This is a genomic window from Cellulomonas fimi (genome assembly GCF_012952065.1).
Taxonomy (GTDB): domain Bacteria; phylum Actinomycetota; class Actinomycetes; order Actinomycetales; family Cellulomonadaceae; genus Pengzhenrongella; species Pengzhenrongella fimi_A.
Genome location: NZ_JABCJJ010000001.1, coordinates 93,903 through 107,105 on the forward strand (window position 1 = coordinate 93,903; position 13,203 = coordinate 107,105).

General features: G+C 74.5%; 15 protein-coding genes. 12 read left to right on the forward strand and 3 right to left on the reverse strand.

From position 1 onward, the window contains the following. The first annotated feature begins 150 nt into the window (after positions 1–150). Entirely contained in the window at positions 151–864 is a 714-nt protein-coding gene (nth, locus tag HIR71_RS00475; protein ID WP_311835997.1) for an endonuclease III, read from the forward strand. 70 nt (positions 865–934) lie between these two features. On the opposite strand, the gene HIR71_RS00480 is transcribed toward nth, so the two are convergent. Together HIR71_RS00480 and HIR71_RS00485 are read right to left on the reverse strand one after the other, a co-directional pair. Then, the gene (locus HIR71_RS00480; protein ID WP_169322643.1) at positions 935–1,867 is read right to left on the reverse strand and encodes an alpha/beta fold hydrolase; all 933 of its coding nucleotides are present in this window, start codon (positions 1,865–1,867) and stop codon (positions 935–937) included. Between the two features lie 40 nt (positions 1,868–1,907). Further along, positions 1,908–2,660 carry a response regulator transcription factor gene (locus tag HIR71_RS00485; RefSeq protein WP_169322644.1) on the reverse strand — a complete coding sequence of 251 codons (753 nt, stop codon included), beginning with the start codon at positions 2,658–2,660 and terminating at the stop codon, positions 1,908–1,910. A 170-nt stretch (positions 2,661–2,830) separates the two neighbouring features. On the opposite strand from HIR71_RS00485, the gene HIR71_RS00490 reads away from it, so the two are divergent. Beyond that, complete coding sequence (locus HIR71_RS00490; protein WP_169322645.1) at positions 2,831–3,565, forward strand: hypothetical protein; 735 nt, start codon at positions 2,831–2,833, stop codon at positions 3,563–3,565. 55 nt (positions 3,566–3,620) lie between these two features. On the opposite strand, the gene HIR71_RS00495 is transcribed toward HIR71_RS00490, so the two are convergent. Next, positions 3,621–3,992, reverse strand: coding sequence for a DsrE family protein (locus HIR71_RS00495; protein ID WP_169322646.1), 372 nt, complete (start codon positions 3,990–3,992; stop codon positions 3,621–3,623). A 214-nt stretch (positions 3,993–4,206) separates the two neighbouring features. Between HIR71_RS00495 and HIR71_RS00500 the strand changes: the two genes are divergently transcribed. The 10 genes from HIR71_RS00500 (at position 4,207) to HIR71_RS00545 (ending at position 13,186) form a co-directional block, all read left to right on the forward strand. After that, positions 4,207–4,812, forward strand: a complete 606-nt coding sequence (locus HIR71_RS00500; RefSeq protein ID WP_169322647.1) for a heme-binding beta-barrel domain-containing protein — start codon at positions 4,207–4,209, stop codon at positions 4,810–4,812. Further along, entirely contained in the window at positions 4,809–5,972 is a 1,164-nt protein-coding gene (gene ygfZ, locus HIR71_RS00505) for a CAF17-like 4Fe-4S cluster assembly/insertion protein YgfZ (RefSeq protein ID WP_169322648.1), read from the forward strand. The genes HIR71_RS00500 and ygfZ overlap by 4 nt, the downstream gene beginning before the upstream one ends. 110 nt (positions 5,973–6,082) lie before the next feature. After that, positions 6,083–7,201: an FUSC family protein gene (locus tag HIR71_RS00510; RefSeq protein WP_169322649.1), complete on the forward strand. Its 1,119-nt coding sequence runs from the start codon at positions 6,083–6,085 to the stop codon at positions 7,199–7,201. Between the two features lie 65 nt (positions 7,202–7,266). Further along, positions 7,267–7,527 carry a type II toxin-antitoxin system Phd/YefM family antitoxin gene (locus tag HIR71_RS00515; protein ID WP_169322650.1) on the forward strand — a complete coding sequence of 87 codons (261 nt, stop codon included), beginning with the start codon at positions 7,267–7,269 and terminating at the stop codon, positions 7,525–7,527. 10 nt (positions 7,528–7,537) lie between these two features. Continuing rightward, complete coding sequence (locus HIR71_RS00520; protein ID WP_169322651.1) at positions 7,538–7,957, forward strand: type II toxin-antitoxin system VapC family toxin; 420 nt, start codon at positions 7,538–7,540, stop codon at positions 7,955–7,957. A 26-nt stretch (positions 7,958–7,983) separates the two neighbouring features. Further along, a complete protein-coding gene (locus tag HIR71_RS00525) occupies positions 7,984–8,343 on the forward strand; it encodes a DUF2516 family protein (RefSeq protein ID WP_169322652.1) in 360 nt (119 codons plus the stop codon). A 51-nt stretch (positions 8,344–8,394) separates the two neighbouring features. Further along, a complete protein-coding gene (locus HIR71_RS00530; RefSeq protein ID WP_311835998.1) occupies positions 8,395–9,441 on the forward strand; it encodes an asparaginase in 1,047 nt (348 codons plus the stop codon). Continuing rightward, the gene (gene dtd / locus HIR71_RS00535) at positions 9,438–9,863 is read left to right on the forward strand and encodes a D-aminoacyl-tRNA deacylase (RefSeq protein ID WP_169322653.1); all 426 of its coding nucleotides are present in this window, start codon (positions 9,438–9,440) and stop codon (positions 9,861–9,863) included. Before HIR71_RS00530 ends, dtd begins: the two co-directional genes overlap by 4 nt. 5 nt (positions 9,864–9,868) lie before the next feature. Then, positions 9,869–10,477 (forward strand): O-acetyl-ADP-ribose deacetylase, encoded by a 609-nt coding sequence (locus tag HIR71_RS00540; protein WP_311836015.1) that lies wholly within the window; start codon positions 9,869–9,871, stop codon positions 10,475–10,477. Positions 10,478–10,609: 132 nt separating this feature from the next. Further along, a complete protein-coding gene (locus HIR71_RS00545) occupies positions 10,610–13,186 on the forward strand; it encodes an ATP-dependent Clp protease ATP-binding subunit (RefSeq protein WP_169322654.1) in 2,577 nt (858 codons plus the stop codon). The last annotated feature ends 17 nt before the right edge of the window (positions 13,187–13,203 follow it).

The following is a 13,203-nucleotide window of genomic DNA, read 5'->3' on the forward strand; positions in this document are numbered from 1 at the left end:
AAGGCTGAGCCCTGTGTCGGGGGCAGTGTCCGTACCGCCCGTCCGGACCTGATTTCGGCGGCCTGACCAGGTGACTTGAGAACTCGGGCTCGCGTTCATCCGTTCTGCGCGGGCGCTCACCCGCAGGGAGCAGCGCGCTAGGCTCGCACCGTGGCAGCCACGCCGGACCGCGTCCCCGCGCCCGTGCCCCCGCCGGCGCTCGTCCGGCGGGCGCGGCGCATCAACCGCACGCTCGCCGCGCGCTATCCCGACGCCCGCTGCGAGCTCGACTTCACGACGCCGCTCGAGCTGCTCGTCGCCACGGTGCTCTCCGCCCAGAGCACGGACGTCCGGGTCAACCTCGTCACCCCCGCCCTGTTCGCGCTGTACCCGGACGCGTGGGCCTATGCGGGAGCGGACCGCGTCGAGCTCGAGGAGCTGATCCGCTCGACCGGGTTCTTCCGCGCCAAGACGGACGCGCTCATGGGCATCGGCCGTGAGCTGGTCGAGCGGTTCGACGGCGAGGTCCCCGCGCGCCTCGACGACCTGGTGACGCTGCCGGGCGTGGGGCGCAAGACGGCGAACGTCGTCCTCGGCAACGCCTTCGGCATCCCCGGCATCACGGTCGACACCCACGTCGGTCGGCTCGCGCGCCGGCTCGCCTGGTCGGCGCAGGACGACCCGGTCAGGGTCGAGCGGGACGTCGCCGCCCTGATCGAGAAGCGCGAGTGGACGATGGTCTCCCACCGCCTGATCTTCCACGGCCGACGGACCTGCTTCGCCCGCAGGCCCGCGTGCGGGGCGTGCCCGATCTCCGCGGACTGCCCGTCGTTCGGCATCGGCGAGATCGACCCGACCAAGGCCGCGGCCATGGTCAAGGGCTGACCCGCACGACGCCCTGCGCGCGGACGACGCCCTGCGCACGGACGACGCCCTGCTCACGTGCCGCGCCCGCTCACGTGCCGAGGGGCGCGACCTCCGCGAGCCAGTCGGTGAGGAGCTCGGTCACCCGCGCGGGGGCCTCCTCGCACGGGAAGTGTCCCGCGCCGGGCACCAGCTCGAACCGGTGCTGCGGTCCGCCGAGCTCGAGCTCCGAGTCGCGCAGCCGGGCGTGCCGCGCGGGGATGAACCGGTCCGCGGTCCCGTGCAGCTGGAGCGTCGGGACGTCGGCGGGGGACTCCATCGCCGAGAGGTAACGGCGACCGTCGGCGCGCGGGGTCGACCGGACGAGCCAGCGGACCTGCTCCATCGCGCTGTGCGCGGCGAACGGCACGCGCATCGCGGCGCGGTACGTGGCGTGGGCCTCGGCGTCGGCCCACCCCGACGCGCCCCACTCGCGCAGGAGCCGCACGCTCAGGTCCGTCCGGATGAGCGCTCGCTCGGGGAGCGAGGGCAGCTGGAAGTACGCCATCCGGCGGACCGCGGTCAGTCGGGGCGAGCGGCGCAGCGCCGCGTGGAAGCGCAGGGGGTGCGGCGCCGCGACGGCGCCGACCGCCTGGGTGACTCCCGGCTGCAGCGCGGGCATGGACCAGGCGACACCACCACCCAGACCGTGCCCGACGACGACGGCGCGGTCGGCGCCGAGGGAGCGGACGAGTCCGGCGACGTCCTGGGCGAGGGTCGGGACGTCGTAGCCCTGCGGCGGCTTGTCGGAGGCTCCGGTGCCACGCAGGTCCATCGCGGCGACGCGGTACCCCGCCGCGCCCAGCGCCTCGAGCTGGTGCCGCCAGGCCCACCAGAACTGCGGGAACCCGTGCAGCAGGACGACGAGGGGGACGTCACGGTCCTCCGGGCCCGCCACGGCGACGTGGAACCGCGCGGCGTTGGCCGGCACGAACTGGTGCCGCCAGGGGCCGGGCACCAGGACGGCGCTCGAGTCGACGATCACCCGCGTGAACCTACCGGGCGCGCGGGCCGGTGCGGGAGCCTCACGCCCCGGCGCGCGAGCGCACTGACGAGCCCGACGAGCCCACGCCACCTCCGGGGGCCTCGCTGCCCGCCCGCCGGTCCTTCGGCGGGTCGAAGCGGTAGCCGACGTTCCGGACCGTCCCGATGAGCTGCTCGTGCTCGAGCCCGAGCTTGGCCCGCAGGCGCCGCACGTGGACGTCGACAGTCCGCGTGCCTCCGTAGTAGTCGTAGCCCCAGACCTCCTGCAGCAGCTGGGTCCGGGTGAACACGCGCCCCGGGTGCTGGGCCAGGTACTTGAGGAGCTCGAACTCCTTGTACGTGAGGTCGAGCGGGCGTCCGCGCACCCGCGCGGTGTAGCCGCCCGCATCGATCGTGAGCTCACCGGACGAGATCTCGCGGGGCGCGTTCAGCGCGCCCGCCGTGTGGGCCCGCTCCAGCACGAGCCGGAAGCGCGCCTCGACCTCGGCGGGAGACGCGTCCTCGAGCAGCAGGTCGTCGATCCCCCACTCGGCCGTGACGACCGTGAGCCCACCCTCGGTGAGCACGAGCACGAGCGGGACGTCGAGACCGGTGGCGCGGAGCAGGCGGCACGTCGTCCGCGCGCTGACGAGGTCCTTGCGCGCGTCGAGCAGCACCAGGTCGGACTCCGGCGCGTCGACGAGGGCCGACGGTTCGACCGGCAGCACGCGGATGCGGTGCGACAGGAGCCCGAGGGCCGGGAGCACCTGCGCCGAACCGCCCGTGGTGGGTGTGAGGAGCAGCAGGTCTGCCACCGAGGTGTTCCCCCTCCGGGCTGGAGGAGGACAGGCTACCGCGCACCGCGGTCGTCCCCGCCGATCGCCAGGTGGCTCCGCTGATCTGCGACACTCGTGCCCGTGCTCGGCCCATCCCGCCCCGTTCGGACGCGCCCGAGGCGCGCCTGGAGCCCGGCGGTGGGCTGCTGATGGACGCCTCGACGCGCGCCGTGTGCACCGCCGCGGCCGCCGCACTCGTCGCTGCCGCGGCGTACGTCGGCGAGCTGCCGCTCGTGAGCCTGGTCAGCGCGCTCACGCTCGTGTTCGCGATCGGGTGGCCGCGCCTGGCCGACCTGCCGGCGTCGCGCGGAGCGGTGGTGGTCCTCGTGCTCGCGTCCGCGGCAGCGATCGCGGCGGTCTACCGCACGGCCGGGGAGCCGTACCTGCGCGAGCTGCCGCTCGTGCTCGCGTTCTCGATCGTGCTGGCGTTCGTCCGCGAGCTGGTGCGCCGGGACGGGCGCGAGCGTCTGGTCGAGTCCGTGTCGGGCGTCGTCGCCGGCGTGCTCGTGGCCGTGTCGGTCGTCGGCTGGGTCGCGGCCGGGCGGACCGCCGGCGGCGTGCCGCTCGTGGTGACGGGCGCGATCGCGCTGGCGGTCGCGTCCGCGGTGTCGGCGCTGCCGGCGGCGGGCTGGACCGGTGTGCTGCTCACGCTGGCGGCGGGTGCCGGCGCCGGCGCCGGCGCCGGTCTGCTGGTGCCCGGGATCGAGCCGCAGGTCGGCGCTCTCATCGGGCTCGCGGTCGGGATCCTCGGCGCGACGCTGCACGAGCTGTTCGACCACCTCCCCTCGCTGCGCCGGCGGTGGGCGGCGGTGGCCGGCGTCGTGCTGCCCGTCTCGGTCACCGGGGTGCTGGTCTACGTCGTCGGCCGCGTCCTGGTCGGCTGAGCCCCCGGCGTCGTCGGCGGCTGAGCCTCGGGCGTCGGCGGCGGCGTGCTGCGCCTCAGTAGACGAGCGCCTGCGCGCCCGGCGCGAGCGACTCCTCCACGAACACCGCCGAGCCCGCGATGCGGACGCCGGGGACCACTGCCTCGGGCGTGATGCCGCGCCGCACCGCGCACTGGGTGCACACCGTGACCGTGCCCGACCCCAGCACCACCTCGAGCAGCTCCTGGAGCGGGGCCGCATGGGCGAGCGAGATGTCGCTGGTGCGGCCGGGGAGGGCGAGCCACGCGGCGTCGCCCGTGAGCCACAGGCTCACCTCGACACCGGCGGCCACCGCCGTGGCGGCGACCGTGAAGGCCTGGTTGCAGGCCTCGGGCCGGTCGGCGCCGGACGTCGTCTTGACCACGAGGGACCGCGCTGCGCTGCTCACGGCGTCAGCGTAGGTCCCGTGCGTCGTTAGGATCGGCACATGGATGCGCTCGAGGTGTTCTTCATCGGACTGCTGGTGCTGGCGACCGTGGCGATCGGCGGCATCGCCGGGCTGGTGGTCTTCCGGCTCTTCAAGGGCCAGCGCTGAGGTAGCCGCTGGTCGCCGCTCGCTGGCGTCGCTCGAGGCGGGTCGACCGCCGATGGAGGTTCCGCACATGCCGTTCGCCGTTCCCGACGGACTCGCCCCCGAGGTGTACCCGCTGGCGTGGCTCGTGGGGCGGTGGCGTGGCGAGGGCGTCGTCGGCTACCCGGGGATCGACGAGTCGGCGTTCATGCAGGACGTCGAGTTCAGCCACGACGGCGGCCCGTACCTGCGCTACAGCTCGACGATGCGGCTCGTCGTCGTGCCCGACGACCCGGCCGCGCTCGTCGACGGGGTGATCCGCGAGACCAAGGGCGGCGTCGTCCACGAGAGCGCCGCCGACGACGCCGGTCCCGTGTGGGCGACCGAGTCCGGGTACTGGCGCATCTCGTCCGAGCGCCCCGACGACCTGCCCGCCGACCACCACCCGGTCGAGGTGCTGCTCGCCGACCCGGCCGGCCACCTGTCGCTCTACGTCGGCTCGGCCGGCAACGGGCGCATCGACCTCGTGAGCGACCTGGTCGCGCGGACCGTGTCCGCGGCCGAGGTCTCCGCCGGGACGCGGCTGTACGGGCTCGTGCAGGGTGAGCTCATGTGGGCGTGGGACCTCGCGGCGTTCGGCAAGCCGCTGCAGAGCTACGCGTCGGCCCGGCTGGCGCGACTGGAGGGACCGCAATGAATCCGCCGACACCCGTGACGACGCCGAGCCCGACGCCGACCCCGACCCGCAGCCCGCTGCTCTCGCGGCGCGGCGCCGTCGCGGCCGCCGGGCCCGACGCCGGTGTCGCCTGGCACTACGGCGACCCCACCGCAGAGCAGCGCGCGCTGCGGGCCGGCGGCGCGGTCGCCGACCTCTCGCACCACGGCGTCGTCCGCGTGACCGGGCCGGACCGGCTCACGTGGCTGCACTCGATCACGTCGCAGGACCTCGCGACCCTCGCGCCCCGCACCTCGACCGAGCTCCTCGTGCTCAGCCCGCAGGGGCACGTCGAGCACGCGGCGGGCGTGGTCGACGACGGCGAGGCGACCTGGCTGGTGACCGAGGGCACCCGGGCGGCAGCGCTCGCCGGTTGGCTCGACCGCATGAGGTTCATGCTGCGCGTCGAGGTCGCGGACGTGTCGGCCGAGTACGCGGTGCTCGGGGAGCCGGTCGACGCCGAGGGCGGCGACGACGAACCCGTCACGTGGCGCGACCCGTGGCCGCGCACGCTCCCTGGCGGGACGCGCTACGGCGTGGACGACGCCGCGCACCCGGGCGCCGAGCGGCCGTGGCGGCTGGTCCTGGTGCCGCGCGGCGGGCTCGCGGCGGCGGTCGCCGAGCGGGAGGCCGCCGGCTGGCGGGTCGTCGGGACGTGGGCCACCGAGGCCGCGCGCGTGGAGGCATGGCGTCCGCGCCTCGCGACCGAGGTCGACCACCGCTCGATCCCGCACGAGCTGGACTGGCTGCGGACCGCCGTCCACCTGCACAAGGGCTGCTACCGGGGGCAGGAGACGATCGCGCGGGTGCACAACATGGGGCGCCCGCCGCGACGCCTGGTGATGCTCCACCTCGACGGGTCCGGGCACCTGCTCCCGGTCCCGGGCGCCGAGGTGCGCGACGGTGAGCGCGCTGTCGGCACCGTGACCTCGGTCGCGCGGCACCACGAGTTGGGCCCGATCGCGCTCGCGGTCGTCAAGCGCAGCACACCCACGGACGTCGACCTCGAGGTCGAGTGCGAGGGCGGCGGCGCCGTCGCTGCGGGCCAGGAGGTCGTCGTGCCGGGCGAGGGGGTGTCGGTGGACCGTCCGGCCCCGCGCGGCCCGGTCGCCCGAGGGTTGGGGCACCACCCGATGCTGTGACCGCCGGTGTGACGGGCACCTCGCTGTGACGGGCACCTCGCTGTGACGGGTGCCTCGCTGTGACGGGCACCTCGCTGTGACGGGCACCTCGCTGTGACGGGTGCCTCGCTGTGACGGACGACACCGCGCGTCGCCGCCCGCGCCGAGACCGGGCCCGGGTCGTCCTGCGCGCGCGGGCGCGACAGGGGTGGACCCGCGTCCGCTCGTCGTTCGTCCCGCTGCTCCAGGCCAGCCTGGCCGCCGGCGTGGCGTTCGCCATCGCGCGGTACGGGCTCGGGCACCCGTACCCCTTCTTCGCCCCGGTGTCGGCGTTCGTCGCCCTGGGGTTCAGTCCGGACCGTCAGGTGCGTCGCGTCGCCGAGCTGGCGATCGGTGTCGCCGTCGGCGTCGCGCTCGGGGACGTCGTCGTCCACGTCATCGGGTCGGGCTGGTGGCAGGTGTCCGTCGTGCTGCTCGTGGCCGCGCTCGCGGGCCGGTTCATCGACCGGGGGGCGCTGCTCACCACCCAGGCGGGCGTCCAGGCGATCGTGATCATCGGTCTGCCGGCCTCGATGATCACCGACGGGGCCGTCGGGCGGTGGATGGACGCGCTCGTCGGCGGCGCGGTCGCCTTGCTCGTCGCGACCCTGGGGACGACCGACCCCCGGCCGCGCACGCGCGAAGCGGCGCGCGAGGCGATGCGCGCGCTCGCGGCGCTGCTCGGGACGCTCGCCGAGGCGCTGCGGACCGACACGCGGGCCGACGCCGAGGAGGCGCTGCTGCAGGGCCGCGCCGCCGAGCCCGAGTTCGCCGAGTGGCGGTCGAGCGCCCAGGGCGCGCGCGAGGCGGCACGCGTGTCACCGGGGTGGATGCGCCACGTCGACGAGCTGACCGCGCTCCAGGGCGCCGCGGCGCAGGCGGACCACGCGATGCGGAACGCGCGGGTCCTGGCGCGTCGCGCGGCCTCGGTGCTCGGCGAGGGCCGTGATCTCGTGATGCTCGCCGACGTGGTGCGTGAGCTCGCCGACGCGACCCAGGAGCTCGCCGTGGCGCTGGGCACGGGCAGCTCGATGCAGCGGGCGCGCACGGACCTGAACGGGATCGCCGCACGGATGGACCCGTTCCGGCTCGCGCCGGGGGACTGGCAGGCGCAGAGCCTCGTCCTGCTGCTGCGCTCGCTCGTCGTCGACCTGCTCGAGACGGCCGGTGTCGCGGCCGACGACGCGCGCGCGGCGCTCGTGGAGTTCTGACCTCAGAGCTCGGACCCGGGCCCTCGGTCGGGCGCCGGGTCGTCGGGCTCCTGTATTTTCGGCTCATGGAGGTCTCCGTCAGCACCCTGCGAGCCGAGCTCAAGCAATGGATCGACGCGGCCCGGTCGGGTGAGGACGTGGTCATCACCGACCGTGGCATCCCCGTGGCGCGGCTGTCGGGGATCGCCTCGGCGGACCTGCTGAGCAGGCTCCAGCGCGAGGGTCTCCTCGCACCGCCCGAGGGCCCGCGCGTCGCGGCGCACGTGCAGGACCGGCACGGCCCCGCCCAGGCCCTCTCGGGTCTCGCCCGCCGCCTGCGCCGCTGACGTCCGCCCGATGGCTCTCGTCTACCTCCACCCCGGTGCGCTCGTGCGCCTCTGCATGCCCGCGGCGGGTGCCGGCATCGCGGCCGCCATGTGGGACGGCGCCGACACGGTCGCGACCTCGCGGCTCGCCGACGTCGAGGTGCGCGCCGTGCTGGCGGGCGGCCTGCGGATGGGCCGCCTGGACGACGCCGCGCACACGCGGGCGTGCGAGCGATGGGAGCGGCTGTGGCGGGGGGTGTGGACCGTCGAGCTGCGCAGCGAGGTGACCGAACGGGCGGCCGAGCTGGTCGGGCTGCACCCGCTGCGCGCGAGCGACGCCGTGCACCTCGCGAGCGCGCTCGTGCTGTCGAGCCCGGACCTCGCGGTGCTGAGCTGGGACACGCCGTTCACGGAAGCCGCGCGGGCCGAGGGGCTGCGGGTCGTGCCGTGACAGGCGCGGTCTCGTAGGCTCACGCCGTGATCGCCAGCGCTCAGATCCTCGTCTTCACCCTCTTCTACGTCGCCATCTTCGTGCTCGCCCTCTGGGCCCTGATCGACGCGGCCGTACGACCCGCCACCGCCTTCGTCAGCGCGGGCAAGCGGACCAAGCGGTTCTGGCTCGTGATCACGGGCGTCGCGACGGCGGTCTCGTTCGTCGCGCTGCCGCCGCCGCTGGGCATCGGGCAGCTCGGGTTCCTCGCGCTCCTCGGGGCGGTCGGCGCGATCGTCTACCTCGTCGACGTGCGTCCCGCGGTCGGGCCGTACTCGGGCGGTCGAGGTGGCCGCGGCGGGCGGGGTGGCCGCGGCGGGACCCCGCCCTCACGCGGCGGATGGTGACCGGCTGGTGACCGGCTGGTGGCGGGTTGGTGGCGGGTTGGTGGCGGGCTGGTGACGGGAACGGCCGGCGGCGCCGCGAGCGGTCCGGACGTGGCGGCGCGTGCCGTCCCGCTCGTGCGCGTGGTCCGCGGGGGGCTCGTCGAGTCGGTCCATGCCGGCCACCTCGTCGTCCTTGGGCCCGACGGCGCGGTGCGGCTCGCGCTCGGCGACCCCGACGTCGTGCTCTGGGCGAGGTCGTCGCTCAAGCCGCTCCAGGCGGTCGCGATGCTGCGCGCGGGCCTCGACCTCGACGGCCCCGGGCTGGCGCTCGCGTGCGCGAGCCACTCGGGCGAGCCCGAGCACCTCGCCGGGGTCCGGGCGGTGCTCGCCGCCGCCGGGCTCGACGAGAGCGCGCTGCAGAACACGCCGGCGCTGCCGTACGGGTCCGAGGCCGCGCTCGCGTGGCAGGTCGCCGGCAACGGTCCGACCTCGCTCACCCAGAACTGCTCGGGCAAGCACGCGGCGATGCTCGCGACGTGCGTGGCGCGCGGGTGGAGCACCGCCGACCACCTCGCCGTCGACCATCCGCTCCAGCAGGCGATCCGCACGGAGCTCGGGCACCTGACCGGCGTCCCGGTCGCGCACGCGACCGTCGACGGGTGCGGCGCGCCGCTGTTCTCCACGACGCTCGTCGGCCTCGCCCGGGCCTTCGGCCGGATCGGTGCGGCGCCCGGCCGTGCGCCGGGGTCGGCGGAGGCCCGCGTGGCGCTGGCGATGCGCGGCCACCCGGCGCTCGTCGGCGGGACCGGTCGCGACGTGACCCGCGCGATGACCGCGGCTCCGGGTCTCGTGGCGAAGGACGGCGCGGACGGCGTCTACGCGGCCGGCCTGCCCGACGGGGGAGCGCTGGCCCTCAAGGTCATGGACGGCGGCGACCGGCCGCGGGCCGCGCTGCTCGTCGCGGCGCTCGCGGTGGCAGGCGTCGCCTCGGACGCGCTGGACGCCGTCGGGCAGACGCCGGTGCTGGGCCATGGTCGGCCGGTCGGCGCCGTCGTCCCCGTGCTCGGCCCGCATGCGGCGAGGGAGCCGGCGGGGGAGCGAGCGGGGGGCGCCGCATGAGGGCCGTGGTCCAGCGCGTCACGCGGGCGTCCGTCGTGGTCGACGGCGCGGTGGTCGGCGCCGTCGACCGGCCGGGCCTGGTCGTGCTCGTCGGGGCGACGCACGACGACGGCCCCGCACAGGTCGAGCTGATCGCCCGCAAGGTCGCCGAGCTGCGCATCCTGCGGGACGAGAGGTCGGCGGTGGACGCCGGTGCGCCCGTGCTCGTCGTCAGCCAGTTCACGCTCTACGCCGACACGCGCAAGGGCCGACGGCCGACCTGGAACCGGGCCGCGCCGGGGCCGGTCGCCGAGCCGCTCGTCGAGGCGGTGGTGACGGCCCTGCGTGACCGCGGGCTCGAGGTCGCGACCGGCGCGTTCGGGGCGGACATGGCGGTCGAGCTGGTCAACGACGGCCCGGTGACGATCCTCCTGGAGGCGTGAGCGGCGTGAGCGGCGTGCGTGGTGCGACGGGGGCGGCGACGCGGATCGAGGCCGTGCGCGGCGACCTCACGCGCGAGCACGTCGACGCGATCGTCAACGCGGCCAACTCGTCGCTGCTCGGCGGCGGCGGGGTCGACGGCGCGATCCACGCAGCCGCGGGACCGGAGCTGCTCGCCGCGTGCCGGGAGCTGCGCCGCACGCGGCTCCCGGGCGGACTGCCGGTCGGCGAGGCCGTCGCGACGGGTGCGGGGCGGCTGCCCGCGCGTTGGGTGGTCCACACCGTCGGCCCGAACCGGCACGCCGGTGAGACGGACCCCGCGCTCCTCAGCTCGTGCTTCACGCGCTCGCTCGACGTCGCTGCGCGGCTCGGCGCACGGTCGGTCGCGTTCCCGGCCGTGAGCGCGGGAGTCTACGGCTGGGACGTGCACGACGTCGCGCGGCTGGCGGTCGCCGCGGTCCGCGGCTGGGCTGCCACCCCCGCCCGGGCGGGCGACGACACCCCCGACGCCGTCGCGGCGGGCGAGCGCGCGGCGTCGGGCATCGGGCTCGTGCGCTTCGTGCTGTTCTCGGACGCGGCGCTCGCGGCGTTCGAGGAGGCGCTCGCGGCCGGGTGACGGCCGAGCGGGCGCCGGCGTCACGCCTGCGGCGAACACAGGAGGTTCCGGCTGGTCCGGCCCGTTAGCCTGGAAACAGCCGTCACGGCCGGGCCCTCGATCCCGGCTGCACGTCGCTCGTGAGGAGTGCACATGTTCGAGAGATTCACGGACCGAGCCCGCCGGGTCGTCGTCCTCGCCCAGGAAGAGGCGCGGATGCTGAACCACAACTACATCGGCACGGAGCACATCCTGCTCGGTCTCATCCACGAGGGCGAGGGCGTCGCCGCGAAGGCGCTCGAGTCCCTCGGGATCTCGTTGGACGCCGTGCGCTCGCAGGTCCAGGAGATCATCGGCGAGGGCCAGCAGGCCCCCTCCGGGCACATCCCGTTCACGCCGCGCGCCAAGAAGGTGCTCGAGCTGTCGCTGCGCGAGGCGCTTCAGCTCGGCCACAACTACATCGGCACCGAGCACATCCTGCTCGGCCTCATCCGCGAGGGCGAGGGCGTCGCCGCCCAGGTGCTCAACAAGCTGGGCGCCGACCTCAACCGCGTGCGCCAGCAGGTCATCCAGCTGCTCTCGGGCTACCAGGGCAAGGAGCCGGTCGCCTCGGGCGGTCCCGCCGAGGGGCAGCCGTCGGGCTCGGCGGTCCTCGACCAGTTCGGCCGCAACCTCACGCAGGCCGCCCGCGACGGCAAGCTCGACCCGGTCATCGGGCGCCAGAAGGAGATCGAGCGGGTCATGCAGGTGCTGTCCCGCCGCACCAAGAACAACCCGGTGCTGATCGGCGAGCCCGGCGTCGGCAAGACGGCGATTGTCGAGGGTCTCGCGCAGGACATCGTGCGGGGGGACGTCCCCGAGACGCTCAAGGACAAGCAGCTCTACACGCTCGACCTGGGCGCGCTCGTGGCCGGGAGCCGGTACCGCGGTGACTTCGAGGAGCGCCTGAAGAAGGTGCTCAAGGAGATCCGCACGCGCGGCGACATCATCCTGTTCATCGACGAGATCCACACGCTCGTCGGGGCCGGTGCGGCCGAGGGCGCGATCGACGCCGCCAGCATCCTCAAGCCGATGCTCGCGCGTGGTGAGCTCCAGACGATCGGGGCGACGACGCTCGACGAGTACCGCAAGTACGTCGAGAAGGACGCGGCGCTCGAGCGACGCTTCCAGCCGATCCAGGTCGCGGAGCCGAACCTCAAGCACGCGATCGAGATCCTCAAGGGGCTGCGGGACCGGTACGAGGCGCACCACCGCGTGTCGATCACGGACGGCGCGCTCGTGGCCGCCGCGACGCTCGCGGACCGGTACGTCAACGACCGCTTCCTCCCGGACAAGGCGATCGACCTCGTCGACGAGGCCGGCGCACGGCTGCGGATCCGCCGCATGACCGCTCCGCCGGAGCTGCGCGAGCTCGACGAGCAGATCGCCGAGGCGCGCCGCGACAAGGAGTCGGCGATCGACGAGCAGGACTTCGAGAAGGCCGCGCGCCTGCGCGACACCGAGAAGCGGCTCGGGCTGCGCCGGGTCGAGAAGGAGAAGGCCTGGAAGTCGGGCGACCTCGACTCCGTGGCCGAGGTCGACGAGGAGCTGATCGCCGAGGTGCTGGCGCTCGCGACCGGCATCCCGGTGTTCAAGCTCACCGAGGAGGAGAGCCACCGGCTGCTCACGATGGAGCAGTCGCTGCACAAGCGCGTCGTCGGCCAGGAGGCCGCGATCAAGTCGCTGTCGCAGGCGATCCGGCGTACGCGTGCGGGCCTCAAGGACCCGAAGCGGCCCGGCGGGTCGTTCATCTTCGCGGGGCCCACGGGCGTCGGGAAGACCGAGCTCGCCAAGGCGCTCGCCGAGTTCCTGTTCGGTGACGAGAGCGCGCTGATCCAGCTCGACATGTCGGAGTTCTCGGAGAAGCACACGGTCTCGCGGCTCTTCGGCTCGCCTCCCGGGTACGTGGGCTACGACGAGGGCGGTCAGCTCACCGAGAAGGTGCGTCGCAAGCCGTTCTCCGTCGTCCTGTTCGACGAGGTCGAGAAGGCGCACGCGGACATCTTCAACTCGCTGCTGCAGATCCTCGAGGACGGTCACTTGACCGACTCGCAGGGCCGCGTGGTCGACTTCAAGAACACCGTGATCATCATGACCACGAACCTCGGCACGCGGGACATCGCCAAGGGCGTGCAGACCGGCTTCCAGGCCGGCGGCGACCTGTCGACGTCGTACGAGCGCATGAAGGCGAAGGTCAACGACGAGCTCAAGCAGCACTTCCGGCCGGAGTTCCTCAACCGCGTGGACGACGTGGTCGTGTTCCCGCAGCTGTCGCAGCCCGAGATCTTCGCGATCGTCGACCTGATGATCGCCAAGCTCGACCAGCGGCTGAAGGACAAGGACATGGCGATCGAGATCACGCCCGCCGCGAAGCAGCTGCTGTCCGAGAAGGGCTACGACCCGGTCCTCGGTGCGCGGCCGCTGCGCCGGGCGATCCAGCGGGAGATCGAGGACGCGCTGTCCGAGAAGATCCTGTTCGGTGAGATCACCGCCGGTCAGCTGATCATCGTCGACGCGGTCGGCGAGGGTCTGCTCGGGGAGTTCACGTTCCGCGGGGTTCCCAAGGGCGCGTCCGTTCCCGAGCCGGTGGCGGTCGGAGCGATCGGGACGCCGGGATCGGGCACCGACCTGCCGCCGGCACCGCCGGCGTCGTCGTCGGGCGACCCGGGGGTGCAGCCGCAGGTCGGTTGAGGCGTGACGCCTGACGA

Bases quoted from the DNA above. Each gene is read 5' to 3' on its own strand.
- HIR71_RS00545 (WP_169322654.1), top strand. From the start codon at position 10,610: ATGTTCGAGAGATTCACGGACCGAGCCCGCCGGGTCGTCGTCCTCGCC.
- HIR71_RS00500 (WP_169322647.1), top strand. From the start codon at position 4,207: ATGCCGTTCGCCGTTCCCGACGGACTCGCCCCCGAGGTGTACCCGCTG.
- ygfZ (WP_169322648.1), top strand. From the start codon at position 4,809: ATGAATCCGCCGACACCCGTGACGACGCCGAGCCCGACGCCGACCCCG.
- HIR71_RS00515 (WP_169322650.1), top strand. From the start codon at position 7,267: ATGGAGGTCTCCGTCAGCACCCTGCGAGCCGAGCTCAAGCAATGGATC.
- dtd (WP_169322653.1), top strand. From the start codon at position 9,438: ATGAGGGCCGTGGTCCAGCGCGTCACGCGGGCGTCCGTCGTGGTCGAC.
- HIR71_RS00520 (WP_169322651.1), top strand. From the start codon at position 7,538: ATGGCTCTCGTCTACCTCCACCCCGGTGCGCTCGTGCGCCTCTGCATG.
- HIR71_RS00490 (WP_169322645.1), top strand. From the start codon at position 2,831: ATGGACGCCTCGACGCGCGCCGTGTGCACCGCCGCGGCCGCCGCACTC.